At 52.5% G+C, this 22409-nt stretch carries 19 protein-coding genes, 1 tRNA gene, 1 pseudogene and 1 riboswitch; of the genes and pseudogenes, 12 read left to right on the plus strand and 9 right to left on the minus strand.

Features of this window, described 5'->3' with window-relative positions; translation table 11 throughout:
* Positions 1-11: 11 nt before the first annotated feature.
* Complete coding sequence (fepB, locus tag J1782_RS22525; RefSeq protein ID WP_217153975.1) at positions 12-980, minus strand: Fe2+-enterobactin ABC transporter substrate-binding protein; 969 nt, start codon at positions 978-980, stop codon at positions 12-14.
* 277 nt (positions 981-1257) lie between these two features.
* On the opposite strand from fepB, the pseudogene tssD reads away from it, so the two are divergent.
* The 3 genes and pseudogenes from tssD (at position 1258) to J1782_RS22540 (ending at position 2645) form a co-directional block, all read left to right on the plus strand.
* Positions 1258-1748: pseudogene (gene tssD / locus J1782_RS22530) on the plus strand (type VI secretion system tube protein TssD).
* Position 1749: 1 nt separating this feature from the next.
* Entirely contained in the window at positions 1750-2130 is a 381-nt protein-coding gene (locus tag J1782_RS22535) for a tlde1 domain-containing protein (protein ID WP_217153936.1), read from the plus strand.
* Positions 2127-2645, plus strand: a complete 519-nt coding sequence (locus J1782_RS22540; protein ID WP_217153937.1) for a hypothetical protein — start codon at positions 2127-2129, stop codon at positions 2643-2645. Before J1782_RS22535 ends, J1782_RS22540 begins: the two co-directional genes overlap by 4 nt.
* 148 nt (positions 2646-2793) lie before the next feature.
* Here the strand turns inward: J1782_RS22540 and J1782_RS22545 are convergent.
* Positions 2794-2870 (minus strand) — tRNA-Ile (locus tag J1782_RS22545).
* Positions 2871-3012: 142 nt separating this feature from the next.
* Between J1782_RS22545 and mug the strand changes: the two genes are divergently transcribed.
* Positions 3013-3510: a G/U mismatch-specific DNA glycosylase gene (gene mug, locus J1782_RS22550; protein ID WP_152324067.1), complete on the plus strand. Its 498-nt coding sequence runs from the start codon at positions 3013-3015 to the stop codon at positions 3508-3510.
* Positions 3511-3593: 83 nt separating this feature from the next.
* On the opposite strand, the gene rpoD is transcribed toward mug, so the two are convergent.
* The 3 genes from rpoD to rpsU form a co-directional block, all read right to left on the minus strand.
* The gene (gene rpoD / locus J1782_RS22555; RefSeq protein WP_095923569.1) at positions 3594-5432 is read right to left on the minus strand and encodes an RNA polymerase sigma factor RpoD; all 1839 of its coding nucleotides are present in this window, start codon (positions 5430-5432) and stop codon (positions 3594-3596) included.
* 192 nt (positions 5433-5624) lie between these two features.
* Positions 5625-7373, minus strand: a complete 1749-nt coding sequence (gene dnaG, locus J1782_RS22560; RefSeq protein ID WP_152324066.1) for a DNA primase — start codon at positions 7371-7373, stop codon at positions 5625-5627.
* Positions 7374-7508: 135 nt separating this feature from the next.
* A complete protein-coding gene (gene rpsU, locus J1782_RS22565) occupies positions 7509-7724 on the minus strand; it encodes a 30S ribosomal protein S21 (RefSeq protein WP_001144069.1) in 216 nt (71 codons plus the stop codon).
* 315 nt (positions 7725-8039) lie between these two features.
* On the opposite strand from rpsU, the gene tsaD reads away from it, so the two are divergent.
* The gene (gene tsaD / locus J1782_RS22570; protein ID WP_217153938.1) at positions 8040-9053 is read left to right on the plus strand and encodes a tRNA (adenosine(37)-N6)-threonylcarbamoyltransferase complex transferase subunit TsaD; all 1014 of its coding nucleotides are present in this window, start codon (positions 8040-8042) and stop codon (positions 9051-9053) included.
* 175 nt (positions 9054-9228) lie between these two features.
* Here the strand turns inward: tsaD and plsY are convergent, their stop codons facing one another.
* Positions 9229-9858, minus strand: a complete 630-nt coding sequence (plsY, locus tag J1782_RS22575; RefSeq protein ID WP_152324064.1) for a glycerol-3-phosphate 1-O-acyltransferase PlsY — start codon at positions 9856-9858, stop codon at positions 9229-9231.
* Between the two features lie 107 nt (positions 9859-9965).
* Between plsY and folB the strand changes: the two genes are divergently transcribed.
* A complete protein-coding gene (gene folB / locus J1782_RS22580) occupies positions 9966-10322 on the plus strand; it encodes a bifunctional dihydroneopterin aldolase/7,8-dihydroneopterin epimerase (RefSeq protein ID WP_152324063.1) in 357 nt (118 codons plus the stop codon).
* A 185-nt stretch (positions 10323-10507) separates the two neighbouring features.
* Entirely contained in the window at positions 10508-11332 is an 825-nt protein-coding gene (gene bacA, locus J1782_RS22585) for an undecaprenyl-diphosphate phosphatase (RefSeq protein ID WP_152324077.1), read from the plus strand.
* A gap of 76 nt (positions 11333-11408) precedes the next feature.
* On the opposite strand, the gene J1782_RS22590 is transcribed toward bacA, so the two are convergent.
* Together J1782_RS22590 and J1782_RS22595 are read right to left on the minus strand one after the other, a co-directional pair.
* Positions 11409-12644 carry a multifunctional CCA addition/repair protein gene (locus J1782_RS22590; RefSeq protein WP_217153939.1) on the minus strand — a complete coding sequence of 412 codons (1236 nt, stop codon included), beginning with the start codon at positions 12642-12644 and terminating at the stop codon, positions 11409-11411.
* Positions 12645-12814: 170 nt separating this feature from the next.
* Positions 12815-13435 carry a TIGR04211 family SH3 domain-containing protein gene (locus tag J1782_RS22595; protein WP_152324061.1) on the minus strand — a complete coding sequence of 207 codons (621 nt, stop codon included), beginning with the start codon at positions 13433-13435 and terminating at the stop codon, positions 12815-12817.
* Positions 13436-13742: 307 nt separating this feature from the next.
* Here J1782_RS22595 and J1782_RS22600 point away from each other — a divergent pair, with 307 nt between their 5' ends.
* The 4 genes from J1782_RS22600 to yjeH all read left to right on the plus strand — a co-directional run bounded on the left by J1782_RS22600 (position 13743) and on the right by yjeH (position 20812).
* A complete protein-coding gene (locus tag J1782_RS22600) occupies positions 13743-15050 on the plus strand; it encodes an inorganic triphosphatase (protein WP_217153940.1) in 1308 nt (435 codons plus the stop codon).
* A gap of 57 nt (positions 15051-15107) precedes the next feature.
* Complete coding sequence (glnE, locus tag J1782_RS22605) at positions 15108-17945, plus strand: bifunctional [glutamate--ammonia ligase]-adenylyl-L-tyrosine phosphorylase/[glutamate--ammonia-ligase] adenylyltransferase (RefSeq protein ID WP_217153941.1); 2838 nt, start codon at positions 15108-15110, stop codon at positions 17943-17945.
* Positions 17946-18030: 85 nt separating this feature from the next.
* On the plus strand, positions 18031-19458 hold the full coding sequence (gene hldE / locus J1782_RS22610) for a bifunctional D-glycero-beta-D-manno-heptose-7-phosphate kinase/D-glycero-beta-D-manno-heptose 1-phosphate adenylyltransferase HldE (RefSeq protein ID WP_152324058.1): 1428 nt from the start codon (positions 18031-18033) through the stop codon (positions 19456-19458).
* A gap of 103 nt (positions 19459-19561) precedes the next feature.
* Positions 19562-20812, plus strand: a complete 1251-nt coding sequence (yjeH, locus tag J1782_RS22615; RefSeq protein ID WP_217153942.1) for an L-methionine/branched-chain amino acid transporter — start codon at positions 19562-19564, stop codon at positions 20810-20812.
* Positions 20813-20888: 76 nt separating this feature from the next.
* Here the strand turns inward: yjeH and J1782_RS22620 are convergent, their stop codons facing one another.
* A complete protein-coding gene (locus J1782_RS22620) occupies positions 20889-21161 on the minus strand; it encodes an accessory factor UbiK family protein (RefSeq protein ID WP_152324056.1) in 273 nt (90 codons plus the stop codon).
* A 132-nt stretch (positions 21162-21293) separates the two neighbouring features.
* Positions 21294-21471, plus strand: a riboswitch (FMN riboswitch).
* A gap of 134 nt (positions 21472-21605) precedes the next feature.
* Here J1782_RS22620 and ribB point away from each other — a divergent pair.
* On the plus strand, positions 21606-22259 hold the full coding sequence (ribB, locus tag J1782_RS22625) for a 3,4-dihydroxy-2-butanone-4-phosphate synthase (RefSeq protein WP_152324055.1): 654 nt from the start codon (positions 21606-21608) through the stop codon (positions 22257-22259).
* The last annotated feature ends 150 nt before the right edge of the window (positions 22260-22409 follow it).

Below are 22409 nucleotides of genomic sequence, written 5' to 3' on the forward strand. Positions count from 1 at the left end.
ACGACGAGTCATCAGCGGGCGGTGAACAGGGTTTCAAGCTGCGTCAGCATATTGCTGGCGCTGTAATAATCCAGCCTGAAAGTATCATCGCCCATCGCATAAACGCGCTTACCTTCTACTGCGGGTAATTTCGCGAGGAACGGATTGGTCAGCAGACGCTCAGCGTCGGTTTGACTGGCAGAGAACAGCAGCAGGGTCTGGCCGTTTAGCGCGTCAGGCATTTTCTCGCCGGAAAGCTGAATGATGTCATGACGTTTGCCCTGACTCAGGCTGGCGGCAATGTTCAAAGGCACCAAGGCCAATTTAAACCCTAACTCATGCAGCAACTGTCCCTGCGGCGAGGCGGGGGTCCAGAGATTTGCTGTTTTGCCATCGGCGCTGTAAACCAGCGCAGAAACAGGCTGCGGTGGCAGTTTTATGGCTTTTTTTAATGCAGCTTCGCGCGCCTCAAACCGGGCAATAACGGTAGCAGCATCGGCTTCCTTGCCGGTTGCCTGACCTAATTCCTTCGCCAAATCCTGCCAGCTTTTGTCGTCATAATTAACCACCATGACCGGCGCAATCGCGGAGAGCTGAGCATAAAGCTTCAGGGCGGAATCACCGCCGGTGGCCGCAATAATAATTAAGTCCGGAGCCTGACCGGCAATGGCTTCGGCATTCGGTTCGCCGATGTACAGACGTTCAACTCCGCGCTGTTTCGCGATATCTCCCCACTGGCGGAAGAAGCCCTGCTGATCGGCAAATCGGCTGTTTGGCTCGGAAGCCCCGCTGGCAATCACGGGCGCGTTGATGGCCAGCAATGTCCCTGTGACCGTCACGCTGGTGGACACAATTCGCTGCGGAGGTTGCTGCAATGTGAGGATGCCATGAGAAGTTTTTATCTCGCGAGGCCAGCCTTCCGCAAAGGCGTGAGTGGTGAAAATCAGTGATAAAAACAGCCCGGCAATCCCTGCAAAAATGCGAAAACCAGCGCTAATCATTGGATCCATTCCCTAATCTTTAATGTTAATGGTTCTCATTATTATATTTGAGCGAGGCCGGGTCAATCGCGGGAGGGGAGAATGAGGGTAAAGGTCTGGTTAAGAAGGGAGTTATGGTTTCTCGCTTAGCTTCTTTGAATCTGATTTTTGTTCCTATGCAAGATGCTTAATTCGCTAACAAACATCTGAAAATTTCAATTTTTTGAACTTGCATGCTGATGAACATTTCAGCAGGCGTATGTTTGCACAATTCAATAACTTACAGCAGATGTTAAGAATGGCTATACCCATTTATTTATGGCTCAAAGATGATGGTGGTGCTGTGATTCGTGGTGGCGTAGACGTCAGGGGGCGGGAAGGGAGTATTGAAGTAACGGAAATTCAGCATAATGTTGTGTTACCGACGGATCGCCAAACAGGAAAAATAACCGGTACACGAATTCATACTAGTTATTATTTTGAGAAGGAAATTGACGATTCCAGCCCGTATTTATATAAGGCATTAACCACCGGGCAGCGATTGAAAAATGCCGAATTCAGGTTCTATTCGATTAACGATTCCGGTCAGGAAGTCGAATATTTTAATACGCTTTTAGAAGGTGTGCGCGTGACTTCCATTATGCCAGTAATGTTGGATATCAAAGCCCCTCTCTTTGAAAAAAAAGGCCATATGAGTGTGTAGAATTCGTATATGAAAGAATAACGTGGCGGTACGTTGACGGTAATATCATTCACTCTGATTCGTGGAATGAAAGGAAAGGAGCTTAAGATGGCATGGGAATATGACCGCGCAAGCGGAACGTTAACGCATAACGGCACGGTGAAAACGACCGGTTATTCTGGCAAGGGGCGCTACAAAAATCATCCTGAAACGGAAGCTATACACGCCCCGCATGGAAGTCCTGATGCCGCTCCACTTCCCTCCGGCAGTTACACCATCTCGGCGCCGTTTAATTCACATGTCACCGGCGCTTATGCTATGCGCCTGAATCCAAATAGTTCGAATTCCATGTTCGGGCGGGGTGACTTTGAAATACACGGAGATAGTCGTCAACATCCGGGCGAGGCATCGGAAGGCTGTGTTGTGATCGCGCCATCCGTCCGTCGAGAAATCTGGGCAAGTGGTGATCGTACGTTGAAGGTTAAATGATGAGGAAAATAACGCTAACGTTAATTGCCAGTCTTTTGCCACAGATTGGATATTGCCAGACGTCGTCGGATAGTCTGCATGAACGAGTCATATTTGCTATTGCTCATAATGACGCTGCCGCCTTAACGAGTCGTGACTATGAGGAGATTCAGAATAAAATTACACGCGGAGACACCGAATACATATCTCTTTATCCTGAATTAACTCAGGAACCGTTTTTAGGTGCCGCTGCATTTCAGGAAGGCATCGATACAGCATTGGCGCTGGCGCTGACACTTAATACGCCAGCAACTTTAAAGCAGGTTACGCCGCATAATATTAACATTGTCTGTGGAATGCCATTTATAGAACCCACGGAAAAAATGATTGAGCGCTATTACACCAGCGCACACGCGCAGTTAGCAGGAACAGGAAAGAGCGGAGCAGCGTGTCTCGATATTCTCGAAGGTCAGATGAAAGATATCAAAGCAGCGGATAAAGCTGGAAAAATGGAATGGGGAGAAGATGAGTACTGATCACTCTCACGGTAATTGGTCAGAAGAGTGGATAGGTTTTATTGCAGTCAACAACCGGTAAGCACTCTGATTATCCGTGCAAAAATCTCCGGTTTAAACTTTAAAAAAACAAAGGACTCACGTTTTTGACGCAAGTCCTTGTTTAATTTGGTGGCCCTTGCTGGACTTGAACCAGCGACCAAGCGATTATGAGTCGCGTGCTCTAACCAACTGAGCTAAAGGGCCGAGGTGCGGGATTATACGGTAAACTCTGGTTACAGGTCTATATGTGTTCGGTTTGTATGCGCGTTTTGTGCACAGTTCTAGTATGTTGTGTTCGCAGACTTTTTTACCCATAACTCGAGCAAATACGTCTCAGGAAAACAATATGCTTACAGATATCCTCGTGGAGGATCTTCAGGTTGTGTTCTGCGGCATTAATCCCGGTCTTTCGTCCGCCCACAAGGGTTATCCTTTTGCGAATGGCAGTAACCGTTTCTGGAAAGTCATTCATCAGGCGGGATTTACCGGGCGTCAGTTAGCGCCGGAAGAGTGGCAGCAGTTGCAGGATTTCGGTTGTGGTATCACGGCGCTTGTAGCGCGTCCGACGGTTGAAGCCAGCGAGCTAAATCGTGATGAACTGCGTGATGGCGGTGAGATGCTAAAAGAGAAAATCTTGCGCTATCAGCCGCGTGCATTAGCCATTCTGGGTAAGCAGGCCTTCAGCAAGGCGTTTGGCATCAGCAAAGTGAACTGGGGGCATCAGGCGCTGAAAATTGGCCGGACAGAGGTCTGGGTTTTGCCAAATCCCAGCGGGCTGAACCGTGCGACGCTCGATGAGCTGGTCGCTTCATATCGTGAGCTGTATACGTCGCTGAATCCCTGAATTTCTGGTGAATCCGGATAAAAAAAGCCCCGCCATTTCCAGAGAAAGGCGGGGCTTTTTAATGGCTGACAGCCTGAGGACGATTAATCGTCCAGGAAGCTGCGCAGCACTTCGGAGCGGCTTGGGTGGCGCAGTTTACGCAACGCTTTCGCTTCGATCTGACGGATACGTTCACGGGTAACGTCGAACTGTTTGCCCACTTCTTCCAGAGTGTGGTCAGTGTTCATGTCGATACCGAAACGCATACGCAGAACTTTCGCTTCACGTGCGGTCAGGCCAGCCAGAACGTCATGCGTCGCAGAACGCAAGCTTTCAGACGTTGCAGAATCCAGTGGCAGCTCGAGGGTAGTATCCTCGATGAAATCACCCAGATGCGAATCTTCATCGTCGCCGATTGGCGTTTCCATGGAGATTGGCTCTTTCGCGATTTTCAGCACTTTACGGATTTTGTCTTCCGGCATCAGCATACGCTCAGCCAGCTCTTCCGGCGTAGGTTCGCGGCCCATCTCTTGCAGCATCTGACGGGATATACGGTTGAGTTTGTTAATCGTCTCAATCATATGTACCGGGATACGGATGGTACGCGCCTGGTCGGCGATGGAGCGGGTGATAGCCTGACGTATCCACCAGGTCGCATAAGTTGAGAACTTATAACCACGGCGATATTCAAACTTATCAACGGCTTTCATCAGGCCGATGTTACCTTCCTGGATCAGGTCGAGGAACTGCAGACCACGGTTGGTGTATTTCTTGGCGATAGAAATAACCAGACGTAAGTTTGCTTCAACCATCTCTTTCTTCGCGCGACGGGCTTTCGCTTCGCCGATCGACATGCGACGGTTGATATCTTTAACCTGCTCGATAGTCAGGCCAGTTTCTTCTTCGATCTGACGCAGTTTCATCAGGCCGCGCTGTACATCTTCGGTGACTTCTTTCAGCTTCTCAGACCACGGTTTACCCATCGCCAGAGCTGCATCGAACCAGGTATCGCTGGTTTCGTTACCGGCGAACAGATTGACGAAGTTTTTCTTCGGCATTTTGCACTGTTCAACGCACACTTTCATGATCAGACGTTCCTGAGCACGAACGCGATCCATCATGGAACGCATGCTGTTGACCAGGAAATCGAACTGTTTTGGCACCAGACGGAACTGCTTGAACACATCAGAAAGTTTCAGGATTTCTTCTGCTGCGCTCTTGTGACTACGGCCATTTTTCTTGATGACCAGACGCGTCGCTTCATGCTGTTCACGCAGTTCGGTAAACTTCTGGCGAGCCAGTTCCGGGTCGATGCTGTTGTCGTCTTCAGCATCGTCGTCTTCATCTTCGTCTTCGTCGTCATCATTCTGCTCTTCAGTGGTCAGTTCAGAACCCACGTGAGTTGCAGTTGGCGCGATTTCTTCTTCGGCGTTAGGGTCAACAAAACCCGTGATCAGGTCAGACAGACGAACTTCACCTGCTTCAACACGGTCATATTGCTCTAACAAATAAGTGATAGCTTCAGGATATTCAGCAACGGAGCACTGGACCTGATTGATACCGTCTTCGATACGTTTGGCGATGTCGATTTCGCCTTCACGGGTCAGAAGTTCAACGGTACCCATCTCGCGCATATACATACGCACAGGGTCGGTGGTACGGCCAATTTCAGATTCAACGCTGGAAAGTACCTGCGCCGCCGCTTCTGCAGCGTCTTCGTCGGTATCAGGGCGGTTTTCGGCCAGCATCAAATCATCGGCGTCCGGTGCTTCTTCAAGTACCTGGATGCCCATGTCGTTAATCATCTGGATGATGTCTTCGATCTGGTCGGAATCGACGATATCTTCCGGCAGATGGTCATTGACCTCAGCATAGGTCAGATAGCCTTGCTCCTTACCACGGGTGACAAGTAGCTTAAGCTGTGACTGCGGGTTTTGCTCCATAAGACGGTATCCACACTTCAGAGTATTTGGGTTGGTGTCGGTCGGGTAACATCGCCAACAATAACGTTAGGGGCGTTTATTGTGCCGCGGCCCACCAGGGCGGCTCTGCGCAGGGCCATGCCCCGCTATATATCGGCACTTAAGCCGTGTTTTCTGTGGTAACGCCTGAAGCCTTACCTTTATATGTTTTTGTTAACTCTTTCTCGCTAACACCTGATTCAGGGAACTGACTTCTGTACGTTCCTCTGGACTCAGGCCATGCGTCCTGGCTTTTGCTATCAGGGTTTCAAGCCGCTGCTCTAAAATAGAGTCATACAGGCTGGCCAGCGTGGCACGAAATTCTTCTTCGACCATCTCCTCTACGATCATGTGGTTCCATGTCGCCAGAGTTTCAAGTTGCTGGTAGAACTTATTGTCACGATACAGTTCCAGTAATTGGCCTGTTGTGAGCCCTGGCTGGGCTAAGCAAGTAGTCACTAACTCGCTGAACAGATCTAATCCTGGTTGCTTCGCTTGCTCCAAACCTTGCAGCGAGGGTATAAGTGTAGCCAGTTGTGGGTTTTGTACCAGTAACCCTATAAGTATACGCATGGTTGTGCGTTTTAGCTGGGGCGCCTGGTAGACATTGCTCCCTTCTGCCTGTTTAGGCATCAGCTTTTCTAACTGGCTGTCATCTAAAATGCCGAGCTTATTCCCTAACTGCTGACGCAAATACATCCGTAACGTTTCACCGGGAACCTGGCGGATCAGCGGCAATGCCAGCATGCTCAATTTGGTCCGCCCGTCAGGGCTGCTCAAATCAACCTGCGGCATCAGCGAATCAAACAGGAAAGTGGAAAGCGGCATTGCCTGTTCCATCCTTTGTTCAAACGCATCTTTGCCTTCTTTACGCACCAGCGTGTCCGGATCTTCGCCGTCGGGTAAAAACATAAAACGCAGCTGACGGCCATCGTTGAGATACGGCAATGCCGTTTCCAGTGCGCGCCACGCGGCTTCACGCCCCGCGCGGTCACCGTCATAACAACAAACGATGTTATCCGTGCTGCGGAACATCAGCTGAATGTGGTCCGCCGTCGTGGAGGTTCCCAGAGACGCAACGGCATAATCGATGCCGAACTGCGCCAGTGCGACGACGTCCATATACCCTTCAACGACCAGCAAACGTGCCGGAGAAGGGGCTTTTAGCTGTGCTTCATACAGGCCGTACAACTGGCGGCCTTTATGGAAAATCTCGGTTTCCGGTGAGTTCAGGTATTTCGGCGTATCGTTGCCCAAAACCCTGCCACCAAATGCAATCACACGGCCACGTTTGTCGCGTATCGGGAACATCACCCGTTCACGAAAACGATCATAGCTGCGTCCGTTGTCATTGGTGACCAACATACCGGCGTCGATCAGAGACGCTTTATCATCGGCATTCTTACCGAAACGCTTTAACACGTTGTCCCAGCCCGGTGGGGCGAAACCGATGGCAAAATGATTGATGACGTCTTCACTTAAACCGCGCCGGGCAAGATAGTCTCTGGCCGGTGCACCCGCCGGTTGTTTAAGTGATTGCTGATAGAACTCGCTAAGCGGTGCCATCAGCTGGTAGAGGCTTTGACGCTGATGACGCTCCATCTGAGTCGGGCCAGTGCCTGCTTCATACGGCACTTCCAAACCTTGCATTGTCGCCAGTTCCTCAATGCTTTCGACAAACTCAAGTCTGTCATAGTTCATCAGGAAATCGACGGCATTGCCGTGGGCACCACAGCCGAAACAGTGATAAAACTGCTTATCGCCATTTACGGTAAATGAGGGTGTTTTCTCATGGTGGAAAGGGCAGCACGCGTGATAATTTTTACCCTGTTTCTTGAGCTTTACACGAGCGTCGATCAAATCGACGATATCGATACGAGCCAGCAAGTCATTGATAAATACGCGCGGAATTCTCCCAGCCATAAGCCCCTTACTCACTAGCCTATAAACGAGAACAAGCCGCGCATTCCTTTCGGAAAGCACGGCCTTCGTATGCTACTACGCAGTCTGCGCGTTCTTAATATTGCAAATCACGCGATTTGGGGTTGCCCCCGAAGATTAATACAGACGAGTGCGGCGTGCGTTTTCGCGAGCCAGTTTCTTGGCGTGGCGTTTTACTGCAGATGCTTTAGCGCGTTTACGTTCGGTAGTCGGTTTTTCATAGAATTCACGACGACGAACTTCTGCCAGAACACCTGCTTTTTCGCAGGAACGCTTGAAGCGACGCAGAGCTACGTCGAACGGCTCGTTTTCACGTACTTTAATTACAGGCATGTGCCTCTCACCTCGATAAAATCGGTTTGTTTGCTGATGTTGTACCAGCACATTTCAAAATGGTGCGGAATTTTACTCCAATTCGCGTCGTCTTGTAAAGCACAACGGCAAATTGAAGCGGGCGCCTTTTGCAACCCTTCTGCAACATAGTGCGCTCGCTTTTGCGTCGGGCGGCGATTATATACCAATCAATCCAAATTGCTCGACATTAATTGCCGGCCGCGTGAGGAATTCCTACACCAGTGCAGCACTGGTCGGGGCTTGTGTGCTAAACTGCGCGCCGCGAGTTAGCGCGAAACTATGACGGAAAGAGTGATGCGAGTACTGGGTATAGAAACGTCCTGCGATGAAACCGGAATTGCAGTTTATGACAGCGAAGCCGGTCTGTTAGCCAACCAACTGTATAGTCAGGTAAAACTGCATGCAGATTACGGCGGTGTTGTGCCTGAACTGGCCTCGCGTGACCATGTACGTAAAACAGTACCGCTTATTCAGGCTGCGCTGAAAGAGGCCGGGCTGACCGCTCAGGATATCGATGGCGTGGCGTATACCGCCGGTCCGGGGCTTGTCGGTGCGTTGCTGGTCGGCGCAACCATCGGGCGTTCTCTGGCGTTTGCCTGGAATGTGCCGGCGGTGCCTGTTCATCATATGGAAGGCCATTTGCTGGCCCCAATGCTGGAAGATAATCCGCCTGATTTTCCGTTTGTCGCCTTGCTGGTTTCTGGTGGTCACACGCAGTTAATCAGCGTGACAGGCATCGGTGAATATATCCTGCTGGGTGAGTCCATCGACGACGCCGCAGGCGAAGCATTTGATAAAACAGCCAAATTATTAGGGCTGGATTATCCTGGGGGCCCGTTGCTGTCGAAAATGGCGGCGCAAGGTGTTGCCGGGCGATTTACGTTCCCGCGTCCGATGACCGACCGTCCGGGGCTGGATTTCAGTTTTTCCGGCCTGAAAACATTTGCCGCCAATACGATCCGCGGTAATGACGGCGATGCCCAAACCCATGCCGATATTGCCCGCGCATTTGAAGATGCCGTGGTGGATACGCTGGCCATTAAGTGCAAACGCGCACTGGATCAGACCGGTTTTAAACGCCTGGTCATGGCCGGTGGTGTCAGCGCAAACCGTACGTTGCGCGCGAAATTAGCCGAAATGATGTCTAAGCGTGGAGGCGAAGTATTCTATGCTCGCCCTGAATTTTGTACCGATAACGGTGCGATGATCGCTTATGCGGGTATGGTGCGCCTGAAAACGGGTGCAACGCCGGACTTAGGGGTGACCGTACGCCCGCGCTGGCCGCTGGCTGAGTTGCCGCCAGTCTGAGCGGGGCTGCGACTGCGTTGCTGCGTCGACCCGAAATGCTCACATACTTGAGTATGTTGCGCTTTCAGGTCTCCTGACGCCTTGTCTCGCTCCCGCTCTGTCAGGCTGGATGAGCTAAAAAAATAATAAAAAAACGACCCTCATGAGGTCGTTTTTTATGTCTGGAATGTAGCGGTTATTCGGACTTATCTTCTTTCGCGGCTTTACGCTTTTTCTTCAGCTTATCCCAGATTTTCCCTTCCTGACCGCGCCACAAACGCTGAATATTGTCGTGATGACGCAATAAAATCAGGCAGGAAAGCATGGCGACCGGGAATGTGAATTCAGGTTTAAACCACCAGACGTAGAAAGGTGCGATGAGCGCACTGACAATCGCACCCAGCGAAGAGTATCCGCTGAGCAGTACGGTCAGAAGCCATGTGCCGGTCATCAGGCCGGTTAAGTCCCAGCCGATAGGTGCAATGGCACCGAAAGCGGTGGCCACGCCTTTGCCGCCTTTAAAACGGAAGAAAACCGGGTAGATATGGCCGACGCACGCCGCAATGGCGGTCAGACCGAGATACATCGGAGGAATGTTCAGACGGTACGCCAGCCAGACGGGCAGCATGCCTTTGAGGACATCGAAAATCAGAACGGCCGCTGCGGCCACACGTCCACCCAGGCGCAAAACGTTCGTAGCACCGGGATTGCCAGAACCTGCCGTGCGCGGATCCGGTAAGCGGGCGACCCGGCAGACCAGAATCGCACTCGAAATTGAGCCGCAAAGGTAGGCGAAAATAATCATTCCAAGCGCGGTAGCACTCATAAAGCCGTTCCGTCTAATAAGGGTCGTTTTAATCGCAACATCCATGGATAATACGCATTTTCTGCTGGAAGTGGTATCCGGCTGGGCCAAAAACAGAGAATCGCGTGATGGATATCGTATTTATTGAGCAACTAAATGTAATCACCACTATTGGCGCTTACGACTGGGAACAGACCATTAAACAGAAACTGGTGTTCGATATCGAAATGGCGTGGGACAACCGAAAATCCGCCGTCAGTGACGATGTTAATGACTGTTTAAGCTACGCCGATGTCAGTGACGCAGTCATAGAACATGTCTCCTCACAGAATTTTGCGCTGGTTGAACGTGTTGCCGAAGAAGTGGCGGCGCTGCTGCTGGCGCGTTTTAACTCGCCGTGGGTACGCATTAAGCTCAGCAAACCCGGCGCGGTCGCGCAGGCGGCGAACGTTGGCGTGGTGATTGAGCGCGGAAAACGCAGTTAAATCCTGCCCTGAATAAAATTCAGAATCCGGTCGTATTTTAATTGTCATAAAAAAGCGTTAAAAGAGCACTCGGGGCTACGGGGCACCCTTTGCAGAAGCGGCGCAGATGAGCCGCTTTTTTATTGTTTGTTGTTTTAGCTGTTTTTTCCGATTAGCGGATACTTAATAGGGTTGGGTCGATAATGATTGCTGAAAGTCATTCATTGCTTGTAGCGGCTATTTTGGGTGTTGTTGAAGGGCTGACGGAGTTCCTGCCTGTCTCCTCGACTGGTCACCTGATTATTGTGGGTAATCTCCTGGGCTTTACGGGAGATACGTCGAAGTCCTTTGAGGTGGTTATTCAGCTGGGATCGATTCTGGCTGTGGTTGTGATGTTCTGGCGTCGATTGTTTGGCATGATTGGCCTGCATTTTGGCAAGCCACCAGCTCATGAAGGCACGGGGACGCGCCGTCTGAATCTCGGGCATATTATTTTGGGGATGATCCCGGCGACCGTACTAGGTTTGCTTTTGCATTCACAAATTAAATCTCTTTTCGAGCCTAAATACGTCATGTACTCGCTGGTTGTCGGCGGTGTTTTACTGATTGCCGCTGAATTGCTAAAACCCAAAAAACCGCGCGCGGAAGGGCTCGATGACATTACCTACGTGCAGGCGTTTATGATTGGCGTTTTCCAGTGTCTGGCGCTCTGGCCGGGATTTTCCCGTTCGGGTGCAACCATCAGCGGCGGGATGTTAATGGGCATCAGTCGTTTTGCGGCGTCTGAGTTCTCCTTCCTGTTGGCGGTGCCAATGATGATGGGCGCGACAGCGCTGGATTTGTATAAGAGCTACAGCTTCCTGACCATGGCCGATTTGCCGATGTTCGCGACCGGTTTTATCAGCGCATTTATCATCGCGCTGATTGCCATTAAAACCTTCCTGGCAGTGATTAAGCGTATTTCGTTTATCCCGTTTGCTATCTATCGCTTCTTTGTTGCTATCGCCGTGTACTATGTCTTTATCGCCTGATAATTGCTTAGCGCAACCATAAAAAAGCCCCGCAGGATATTCACCCTGCGGGGCTTTTTTTGACAGATGATACGGGTTAACTCGCCACTTCCTGCTTTTGTTTCCAGTCTGCCAGTGCTTGTGTCCGGCGCTTTTTAAGCTCATCGCGGATTTCTATTCCCTGAAAACCGGCATCCAGCACCTCTTTATTGCTAATGCTGCTCGCCACTTTGAAGGCTTCGCGCAGGTAATCCCCCTGCGGATAAGGGTTATTTTCGAACGTTGTACGCCCCCGCGCGTCAGCTTCGCTGGTCATGATCATCTGTTCCAGACGCTGCGGTTTACGCCAAACGTCGATGGTATCGAACAGTTTCAGCAAGGTTTCCGGGCGCAGCTTATTCACGGTGTGGATGAGGTCATGGAACTCGGCCACCAGTTTTGCCAGATCGCGGATATGTGTCGGCACTTTCAGGCGCTGACAGATATTCTCCACCAGTTTCACACCCGCCGGACCGTGGCCATGATGAGCCGGCCAGAATTGCGGCGGGGTCAGCGCTTTGCCCACATCATGGCAAAGCGCTGAAAAACGTACATCCACTTCCGGCGTCAGTGTGCTGGCGATTTTCAGTGTCATCAGCGTATGAATGCCGGTATCAATTTCCGGATGCCATTTCTCCGGCGCGGGCACGCCAAACAACGCATCGATTTCAGGGAATAACACTTTCAGCGCGCCGCAATCCCGAAGCACCTGGAAATACACCTGCGGATCCTGCGTTTGCAGCGCCTTTTCGGTTTCTTTCCAAACGCGTTCTGCAGTCAGGGCTTCCAGCTCACCGCTTTGGGCCATCTGCTGCATCAGCGTCTGCGTTTCAGGGGCAACGGTAAAACCTAAATGAGCAAATCGCGCCGCGAAACGGGCTACGCGCAGAACGCGTAACGGATCTTCTCCAAACGCATCTGAAACGTGGCGCAGCAGGCGCAATTCGATATCACGCTGGCCGTGATAAGGGTCGAAAAGTTCACCGCTGTCACTTTTGGCGATAGCGTTAATAGTCAGGTCACGCCGCATCAGATCCTGCTCGAGCGTGACATCCGGTGCGGCATAACAGGTAAAACCGTTGTAGCCTGAACCCGATTTTCTTTCCGTCCGCGCCAGCGCGTATTCATCATGAGTTTTGGGATGCAGGAACACCGGGAAGTCTTTGCCGACCTGCTGGTAGCCATTTTCCAGCATGTATTCAGGCGTTGCGCCGACCACCACCCAATCGTGTTCAGACACAGGCAGGTTTAATAAACTGTCTCGGACTGCGCCGCCGACCAGGTAAATCTCCACGCAATAACTCCTGAAATAAGTCAATTCCAACGCATTATGCTGCTGAAAGCCGAGCAGGGCGCTCTGCCTTTATCATAGCAAAGTTGTGTGGTTGATTTGCAGATTGATGCAAACACGAAAAGGCACCGGAGTGCCTTCACGTTGAACGAAAGTTGGAGCGGGTTAAGCGATCAGCTCATCCAGCGATCTTTTTTCCTGCGACGTGGAACCAGGTGCGGCAATACCAGACCCAGCACCAGACCGACACCGGCAACACCACCGCCGTACATAAACCATTGTAAAATAATGGTACGTTGCTTGTCGTCTAGCTGAACATTCACCGCGTCTACTTTCTTCTGCGCAACGATCAGCTGATTTTTCAGATCCTGATTTTCTTTCTTGAGGTTGTTGATGATGCTGTCGCTGGAGCCGACTTTCGTCTGCATTTCCGCGGTACGCTGGTTCCAGCTGGAATCAATATTCGTCAGCTTATCGGTTAGCGTTTTAACCTGTTGTTCCAGATCCGGAACGCGGGTTCGCAGGCTTGGGACATTACTTAACTGGTCGAGAGGGATCCACGCGGTTTTCCCTTTCGAGTCAACGATTTCGCCGTATTTAGTGCTGTCGTTGACGCTGCGCAGGGTGACTTCATCACCGGCATTCAGCGTGCCAACAATGCGATACTGATTACCCGGACCGCTGTGGATATAGGTGATCAAATCGTCGGAGATATAGCGCTTCTCGTCGGCGTGGGCAGTCCATGTGATGCTCAAACCAAGCAAAGCGAAACCAATTAGGCGTAATTTCTGCATTATTTCATCGTTTCTTTGTGAATTTAGGGAACGTGAAGTGCGGATCCGTTTTATCGGGATACGTCTTCTGGCAACCGCCATTTTCAGGCCATTGCGGCAAATTATCCGGTCAGTGCAATAAAAGTTTGGTTATTGCGAAACTTTGGAAACCGATATTAAGGGCAACAGTGTGACGACGCAATGTATAAACCGGAATGAGAACTATCTTACAATCCCGCAACATGCGGCTTGCGCGCTGTGCTTATGGTAGAATTGGAGCGACGCGTTAATCCCTTATTGGCAGCAAAGAATCGGTGTGAAGACTCCTATGACCGTAGAAATAGAATTAAAATTTATCGCCACCCCGGCCGCAATCGCCGAACTTCCTTCGCAGCTCGCGGTTTTCAACGCTGAGCACACCGCGCCATCGAAACTGACCAACATCTATTTTGAGACCGCGGATAACTATTTACGTTCGCATGATATTGGTCTGCGTATCCGTGGCTTTGACGATCAGTATGAAATGACCATCAAAACCGGCGGAAAAGTGGTGGGCGGCCTGCATCAGCGCCCGGAATATAATGTTGAGCTTAAAAAGCCGGTGCTGAAACTCAGCGCGTTTCCGAAAGATATCTGGCCGGAAGGGTGTAAGCCTGCTGCGCTGCAAAAAGAACTGACACCGCTGTTCCGCACCGATTTCACCCGCGAGAAGTGGGTGATCACTTACGGCGAAAGTGAGATTGAGCTGGGCCTGGATCAGGGTGTAGTGATCGCCGGTGAGTTGTCTGAGGCGCTGGCCGAAATTGAGCTTGAGCTGAAAAAAGGTAATACCGGGGATTTACTGAAACTGGCGGCAGAAATAGGGGCGCACGGCGGTTTACGTCAGGGCGGTTTCAGCAAAGCGGCTCGCGGTTATCATCTGGCGAAGGGCAATCCTGCGCGTGAGATCAAACCGTTGCCGGTGTTTAAAGCTCAGCCGAAAGCGACGGTGGAACAGGCAATGTCCGCCATGTTCGAACTGGCGCTGGATCACTGGCAATATCATGAAGAATTGTGGGTTCGTGGCGACAAAACCGCGCGTCTGACCGTTCTGCAGGCCGTCGAAACCGTGCGTCAGATTCTGGTGCTGTTTGGCGGACTGGTGCCGCGTAAAGCGTCATCGGAATTGCGTACGTTGCTGACCGATCTGGTGCCTGTTCTGGAACAGAAATCTGCTGATGCGCAGGAAATTTGCTACAGCGCCAGCTACCTGAAATGCAAGTTAGTGCTCACTTCCTGGCTGGCCACTTCAGGCTGGACACCATTCATCGATGATAAATCAGCGAAAAAACTGGAAGGCTCCTTCAAGCGTTTCGCAGATATTATGCTGGGCCGTACCGCCGCAGATCTGAAAGAGGCGTTCGCGCAGCCGCTGACCGAAGAAGGGTATCGCGATCAGCTGGCGCGTCTGAAACGTCAGATTATTACCTTCCATTTGCTGGGCGGGGCTTATCCTGAAAAAGATGTCGCTGCCTACATTGCCGGCTGGGCGGACCTGCAGCAGGCCATCGTTCAGCAGCAGCATGCCTGGGAAGATTCAGCCCGTTCTCATGCAGTGATGATGGATGCGTTCTGGTTAAACGGACAACCTCGTTAATTGACTGATAAGCCTGGGCTAATTGCCCGGGCTTTTTTTTGCAAGGAATCTGACTTCATGTTGCCACTTTCATCTGTTTTGCAAAGCCATGCGCAGAGTCTGCTAGAGCGCTGGCGTGAACATCCTGAAAACCTCCCGCTCCCCGATGATCAACAGCTGGCCGTGTTAACCAGCAGTGAATTCGTCACGGACAGTTTGCTGGCGTTTCCACAGTGGTGGCATGAAATCAATGAGAACCCCCCTCAGTCTCAGGAGTGGCAGCTTTATCGTCCGTGGCTGGAAGGAACACTGACCGGTGTGACGGACGAAAACGGGTTGATGAAAGCGCTGCGTCTGTTCCGCCGCCGTATTCTGACCCGCATCGCCTGGTCGCAAGCGGCACAAACAAGCGAAACAAAAGATACGCTGCATCAGCTGAGTGAACTGGCGGAATTGCTGATCGTCAGCGCCCGCGACTGGCTGTACGACGCCTGCTGTCGTGAGTTTGGTACGCCGGTCAACGCGGCGGGCGATCCGCAAAGAATGCTAATCCTGGGGATGGGAAAACTCGGCGGCGGCGAACTGAATTTTTCATCCGATATCGACCTGATTTTTGCCTATCCGGAAAACGGTCAGACCCGGGGCGGACGCCGCGAACTGGATAATGCCCAATTCTTCACCCGCCTGGGACAGCGGCTGATCAAAGCGCTGGATCAGCCGACCATCGACGGTTTTGTTTACCGTGTCGATATGCGTCTGCGTCCGTTTGGCGACAGCGGGCCGCTGGTGATGAGCTTCCCGGCGCTCGAAGATTATTATCAGGAGCAGGGGCGTGACTGGGAACGCTACGCGATGGTGAAAGCGCGCCTGATGGGCGGTGCGGATGACGCCAGCAGTCAGGAACTGCGCAAAATGCTGATGCCATTTGTGTTCCGCCGTTACATCGATTTCAGCGTGATCCAGTCATTACGTAATATGAAAGGAATGATCGCCCGCGAAGTCCGCCGCCGGGGTCTGAAAGACAACATCAAACTTGGCGCAGGCGGTATCCGCGAAATTGAATTTATCGTGCAGGTCTTCCAGCTGATCCGCGGTGGCCGTGAACCGGCATTGCAGCAACGGGCACTTTTACCGACGTTGCAGGCGCTGGAAAATCTGGGCTTATTGCCGGTTGAACAGGTTTTGCAACTGCGCACCAGTTATCTGTTCCTGCGTCGTCTGGAAAATCTCTTGCAGGCGATAGCCGATGAACAAACACAGACCTTACCTTCCGATGAACTCAATCAGGCACGTCTGGCGTGGGGCATGGATTACGCCGACTGGCCGCAGCTTCTGGATGCAGTAAATGCTCACATGCAGGCCGTGCGTGTGGTGTTTAACGATCTGATTGGTGATGACACGCCGGACGCGGAAGATGACCAGCAGCAGGCGCAGTTCAGCAGTTTATGGATTGATGCGCTTGAGCCTTCCGAACTTGCGCCGCTGGTGCCTCAGCTTGAGGAAAACGCCCTGCGCCATATTCTGCAACAGATTGCGGAATTCCGCCGTGATGTGGATAAACGCACCATTGGGCCGCGTGGTCGCGATCAGCTGGATTTGCTGATGCCGCGTTTGCTTGCGCAGGTTTGCACCTATAAAAATGCGGACGTCACGTTGCAACGCCTGATGCAGTTGCTGCTCAACATCGTCACCCGCACGACCTACATTGAGCTGCTGGTCGAATATCCCGGTGCGCTCAGGCAACTGATTCGCCTGTGCGCGGCCTCGCCGATGGTCGCGAATCAGTTGGCACGTCATCCTTTGTTGCTCGACGAACTGCTCGACCCGCGCACCCTTTATCAGCCGATTGAGCTGGGCGCTTACCGTGATGAACTGCGCCAGTATCTGATGCGCGTGCCGACGGAAGATGAAGAGCAGCAGCTGGAAGCCGTGCGCCAGTTCAAGCAGGCGCAGCATCTGCGCATTGCCGCCGGAGATATTTCCGGTGCGCTGCCGGTCATGAAAGTCAGCGACCATTTAACCTATCTGGCCGAAGCGATTCTTGAAGTCGTTGTGCAGCAGGCGTGGGATCAGATGGTCGTAAAATACGGTCAGCCAGCGCACCTTCAGCACCGTGAAGGGCGGGGTTTTGCAGTTATCGGTTATGGGAAATTAGGCGGGTGGGAACTGGGTTACAGTTCAGATCTGGATCTGGTTTTCCTGCTTGATTGCGCGCCGGAGGTGATGACTGACGGCGAACGCGTGATCGACGGGCGTCAGTTCTATCTGCGTCTGGCACAGCGAATTATGCACCTCTTCAGCACGCGCACATCGTCGGGCATTTTGTATGAAGTGGATCCGCGTCTGCGGCCTTCCGGCGCTTCCGGCATGCTGGTCAGCACCATCGAAGCGTTTGCCGATTATCAGGCCAACGAAGCCTGGACGTGGGAACATCAGGCGCTGGTGCGCGCGCGCGTCGTTTACGGCGACCCGATTCTCACGCAGCAGTTTGATGCCACACGGCGTGGAATACTCTGCCGTCAGCGCGACGATGCGGAGCTGCGCAAAGAAGTCCGCGAAATGCGTGAGAAAATGTACCAGCATCTCGGCAGTAAAAAAGCCGGTGAGTTTGATCTGAAAGCCGATCCCGGCGGCATCACGGATATTGAATTCATTGCACAATATCTGGTCTTACGTTTCGCCCACGATCAGCCAAAGCTGACGCGCTGGTCTGATAACGTCAGGATTTTTGAGCTGATGGCGCAATACGACATCATGCCGGAAGACGAGGCCCGTAATCTGACCCATGCTTACGTGACGCTGCGCGATGAAATTCATCATCTGGCGTTACAGGAGCACAGCGGAAAAGTTGCCGCTGACAGTTTTGCCGGTGAACGTGCGCAAATCCGCATCAGCTGGGAAAAATGGCTGGGCTGAGGGTTTTTATTCGAGGGACAGGCGCTTGTGATATTATCCGGCGCACTATTTCTATGTTGAGTTTTGCCTGTTTTGGAGTCTTGGGATGAAAGTGACTTTGCCTGATTTTCACCGCGCGGGTGTGCTGGTGGTCGGTGACGTAATGTTAGACCGCTACTGGTATGGCCCGACCAACCGTATTTCACCGGAAGCTCCGGTACCGGTCGTGAAGGTGAATACCATCGAAGAACGCCCTGGCGGCGCGGCTAACGTGGCGATGAACATTTCGTCCCTCGGTGCCTCTTCCCGTTTGATCGGCCTGACCGGTGTGGACGATGCGGCGCGCGCGCTGAGCGAGCGTCTGGCGGAAGTGAAGGTAAACTGCGATTTCGTGGCGCTGCCTTCTCACCCGACCATCACCAAACTGCGTATTCTTTCCCGAAACCAGCAGCTGATTCGACTCGACTTTGAAGAGGGTTTTGAAGGCGTTGATCTGCAACCGATGCTGACCAAAATTGAACAGGCGTTGCCGCAAAGCGGTGCGCTGGTGCTGTCGGATTACGCTAAAGGTGCGCTGACCGAAGTGCAGAAGATGATACAGCTGGCGAGAAAAGCCGGTGTGCCGGTGCTGGTGGATCCTAAAGGTTCTGACTTTGAACGCTACCGTGGCGCGACGTTGCTGACACCGAATCTTTCCGAGTTTGAAGCGGTGGTGGGCTGTTGTAAAAACGAAGACGAAATCGTGGTTCGTGGCATGCAGCTGATTGAAAACTTCGAGCTTTCTGCGCTGCTGGTGACCCGTTCAGAAAACGGTATGACCTTGTTGCAGCCGGGCAAAGCCCCTTTCCATATGCCAACGCAGGCGCAGGAAGTGTATGACGTGACCGGTGCCGGTGACACGGTGATCGGTACGCTGGCTGCGGCGCTGGCGGCCGGGAATACGCTGGAAGAATCGTGCTTCCTGGCAAACGCTGCGGCGGGTGTTGTGGTCGGGAAACTCGGGACATCGACCGTTTCTCCGGTCGAGCTGGAAAATGCCATCGGCGGGCGTTCAGACGTGGGCTTCGGCGTGATGACTGAAGAACAGCTGAAAGCCGCGGTCGCAATGGCGCGTCAGCGTGGCGAGAAAGTCGTCATGACCAACGGCATTTTTGACATCCTCCATGCAGGTCATGTGTCTTATCTGGCGAATGCCCGTAAGCTTGGCGATCGTCTGATTGTCGCGGTGAACAGCGATGCTTCTACAAAACGTTTGAAAGGCGAAACCCGTCCGGTGAATACGTTGCAAAACCGTATGATCGTGCTGGGTGCGCTCGGCGCGGTTGACTGGGTTGTGTCGTTTGAAGAAGATACGCCACAGCGTCTGATTGCCGGGATCTTACCGGATCTGCTGGTGAAAGGCGGCGACTACAAACCGGAGCAAATTGCCGGTAGTGTAGAAGTCTGGGCGAACGGCGGCGAAGTGCGCGTGCTGAATTTTGAAGATGGTTTATCTACCACCAAAATCATCAATCAGATCAAAGCGCAGGACTGATTTTCTGCGGTTGAATTTCTGATGTTCGCACCGAAGGGCTTATCTGATAAGCCCTTTTCTTTTTGATTTTTCACTCAAAAAAACAAACGGAAGTGACTCTGTTGTGAGCGGATTAAAACAGGAATTAAGTCTGGCGCAGGGCGTCGGACTGCTCTCCACTTCATTATTGGGAACCGGCGTTTTCGCGGTGCCTGCGCTTGCCGCACAGCTGGCGCAAAACGACAGTCTGTGGGCATGGCCGGTGCTGATCCTGCTGGTGTTCCCGATTGCGATTGGCTTTGCCGCGCTGGGCCGGCATTTCCCGAGTGCAGGCGGTGCCGCGCATTTCGTGGGAAAAGCGTTCGGGCCGCACATGGCGCGCGTGACAGGCTGGCTGTTTTTGTCCGTTATTCCGGTCGGATTGCCCGCCGCGCTGCATATTGCTGCCGGTTTCTGGCAGGCGGCTTTTGGCTGGAGCAGCGAAAATCTGCTGCTGGTTCAGCTGGGAACGCTGCTCGTGATCTGGTTTTTGGGCACACGCAGCGCAGGATCCAGTGCGAATATCCAGACGCTGATCGCGCTTTTGGTCGTCGCCCTGGTCGTGGCAATCTGGTGGAAAGGAGATATCACGTTGCCGGAAATCCCGCTGCCTGCGGTACGTGATGTTTCGCCCTCCAGTCTTTTTGATGCGCTGGCCGTGATGTTCTGGTGCTTTGTCGGGCTGGAGGCGTTTGCGCATCTGGCGACAGAATTTCGTCATCCGGAACGTGATTTTCCGCGCGCGCTGCTGATCGGCATGCTGGTAGCCGGCGCCGTGTACTGGGGCTGTACGGTCGCGGTATTGAAATTCCATGCGTGGGGCGAAGGGCGGGAAGCGGGCGCGTCATTACCGGGGATTGTGGTACAGCTTTTCGGGCAAAAAGCGCTTTGGGTGGCCTGCATTATTGGTTATCTGGCCTGCTTTGCCAGCGTGAATATTTACACGCAAAGCTTCGCCCGGCTGGTGTGGTCGCAGGCTCAGCTGAAACCTGAAAGCAAACTGGCACAACTTTCTGCCCAGCAGGTGCCGGTAGCGGCGCTTAATCTGGTGGTGGGCTGCTGTATGTTGTTCACGTTACTGATTTACTGGCTGCATTTGCCGCTCGGGGCGCTGATTACCTACGCCAACGGGATTTTCATTCTGATCTATCTGTTGTGCATGATTTCCGGAGCAAAAATCCTGACGGGCCGGTCAAAATGGATGGCAACGCTCGGGGCGATTTTGTGCTGCGGGCTGCTGGCGATGGTTGGCTGGAAATCGCTGTATGCGCTGGTGGTGTTCGCGGCGCTATGGGGATTTCTGCCACGGGTAAAAACGGTGCTTCGTCCGCAATAAAGCCTGAGCAAAATAGATGAAAAAGGCCTGCGCAGCAGGCCTTTTCTGTTTCCGGCGGACTTATGGTTGCGGAAATTCAGGCAGGATTTTGCGGTTTTTCCGCTTCGTTCAGTTTGCCTTCCAGCGCGGCCAGACGTTGTTCCAGCACGGCCAGTTTTTCGCGGGTACGCAGCAAAACCTGGGTCTGCACGTCAAACTCTTCGCGATTGACTAAATCCATACGGCTGAACTGCGCCTGCAATACCTGACGGATTTTCTTCTCGGCATCTTCACCAAACTCACGGATCCCTTTCGGCATCGATTCGTGAACCTGGCGGGCAATTTGTTCAATTTTTTTCGGGTCAATCATGTTATTTCCTTTTCTCGAAGGCGGTGCTTTTCTTTAGTGTAATCGCTGAAGCTGTTTCTATAAACCTTCAGAGGCACTAAATGGCCAAACCACAGGATTGCTCTGCTCATTTATTGGCGTTATAGTTGCCTTGCTTATTCTCAGGGCGGGGTGAAAGTCCCCACCGGCGGTAAACCACAGAATACCGGAAGGTGATCATAATCCCTTCCAAGTGGAAGCCCGCGAGCGCTCAATCCTTCGGGGTTAGAGGTCAGCAGATCCGGTGTAATTCCGGGGCCGACGGTTAAAGTCCGGATGGGAGAGAGTAACGATTCAAGCCGGGCAAATTTTTGCCCGCTGCGTTATTTTTTATAACTGTAGCACGCCTTCTGGCTGCTTCAGCTAGCCTCCTCAAGACGCCCTGATTCTGGTAATCCACATACAGAACATGAGGTTATTTTTACCATGAATCAGACCCTACTTTCCGAATTCGGTACATCCACTGAACGTGTTGAACGTGCTCTCGACGCGATGCGTAATGGCGTGGGTGTGTTGGTACTGGATGACGAAGATCGTGAAAACGAAGGCGATTTAATCTTTGCCGCCGAAAACATGACCGTTGAACAAATGGCGCTGACTATTCGCCACGGCAGCGGCATCGTCTGCCTGACCATGAACGAAGACAGCCGTAAAAAGCTCGATTTGCCGATGATGGTTGAGAACAACTCCAGCCCGTTCCAGACACCTTTCACCGTGACAATTGAAGCGGTTGAAGGCGTGACGACCGGTGTTTCTGCGGCTGACCGCATTACCACCATTCGTGCGGCCATCAAAGACGGAGCGAAACCTTCTGACCTGAACCGCCCGGGGCATATCTTCCCGCTGCGCGCACAGGCAGGCGGCGTGCTGACCCGCGGTGGTCACACCGAAGCGTCAGTGGATCTGGCCACACTTGCCGGGCTTAAGCCGTTCGGCGTGCTGTGTGAACTGACCAACGATGACGGCAGCATGGCACATGCGCCGGAAGTCATCGTCTTTGCCCGCGCGCACAATATGCCCGTGGTGACGATTGCCGATCTGGTGGCTTACCGCCAGGCGCAAACCCGTCAGGCAAGCTGAATAACCGGTTGTGCGCATTAAGAAAGGCCGCTTATGCGGCCTTTTTGCTATGTATTCCTGCATTTTGTCTGAACCGAAAATTCCCGCTCATTGCCTTTGATTTGCCTCTTCAAATTTATTGAACATCTCCTTCATGGTTATCCGGCTGTA

The organism is Rahnella sp. BCC 1045, assembly GCF_019049615.1.
GTDB classification, from domain to species: Bacteria; Pseudomonadota; Gammaproteobacteria; order Enterobacterales; family Enterobacteriaceae; genus Rahnella; species Rahnella contaminans.

Bases quoted from the DNA above. Each gene is read 5' to 3' on its own strand.
- hldE (WP_152324058.1), top strand. From the start codon at position 18,031: ATGAAAGTGACTTTGCCTGATTTTCACCGCGCGGGTGTGCTGGTGGTC.
- tsaD (WP_217153938.1), top strand. From the start codon at position 8,040: ATGCGAGTACTGGGTATAGAAACGTCCTGCGATGAAACCGGAATTGCA.
- glnE (WP_217153941.1), top strand. From the start codon at position 15,108: ATGTTGCCACTTTCATCTGTTTTGCAAAGCCATGCGCAGAGTCTGCTA.
- J1782_RS22535 (WP_217153936.1), top strand. From the start codon at position 1,750: ATGGCATGGGAATATGACCGCGCAAGCGGAACGTTAACGCATAACGGC.
- plsY (WP_152324064.1), bottom strand. From the start codon at position 9,858: ATGAGTGCTACCGCGCTTGGAATGATTATTTTCGCCTACCTTTGCGGC.
- fepB (WP_217153975.1), bottom strand. From the start codon at position 980: ATGATTAGCGCTGGTTTTCGCATTTTTGCAGGGATTGCCGGGCTGTTT.
- J1782_RS22620 (WP_152324056.1), bottom strand. From the start codon at position 21,161: ATGATTGACCCGAAAAAAATTGAACAAATTGCCCGCCAGGTTCACGAA.
- rpsU (WP_001144069.1), bottom strand. From the start codon at position 7,724: ATGCCTGTAATTAAAGTACGTGAAAACGAGCCGTTCGACGTAGCTCTG.
- J1782_RS22540 (WP_217153937.1), top strand. From the start codon at position 2,127: ATGATGAGGAAAATAACGCTAACGTTAATTGCCAGTCTTTTGCCACAG.
- dnaG (WP_152324066.1), bottom strand. From the start codon at position 7,373: ATGGCTGGGAGAATTCCGCGCGTATTTATCAATGACTTGCTGGCTCGT.
- ribB (WP_152324055.1), top strand. From the start codon at position 21,606: ATGAATCAGACCCTACTTTCCGAATTCGGTACATCCACTGAACGTGTT.
- J1782_RS22595 (WP_152324061.1), bottom strand. From the start codon at position 13,435: ATGCAGAAATTACGCCTAATTGGTTTCGCTTTGCTTGGTTTGAGCATC.
- folB (WP_152324063.1), top strand. From the start codon at position 9,966: ATGGATATCGTATTTATTGAGCAACTAAATGTAATCACCACTATTGGC.
- J1782_RS22600 (WP_217153940.1), top strand. From the start codon at position 13,743: ATGACCGTAGAAATAGAATTAAAATTTATCGCCACCCCGGCCGCAATC.
- mug (WP_152324067.1), top strand. From the start codon at position 3,013: ATGCTTACAGATATCCTCGTGGAGGATCTTCAGGTTGTGTTCTGCGGC.
- rpoD (WP_095923569.1), bottom strand. From the start codon at position 5,432: ATGGAGCAAAACCCGCAGTCACAGCTTAAGCTACTTGTCACCCGTGGT.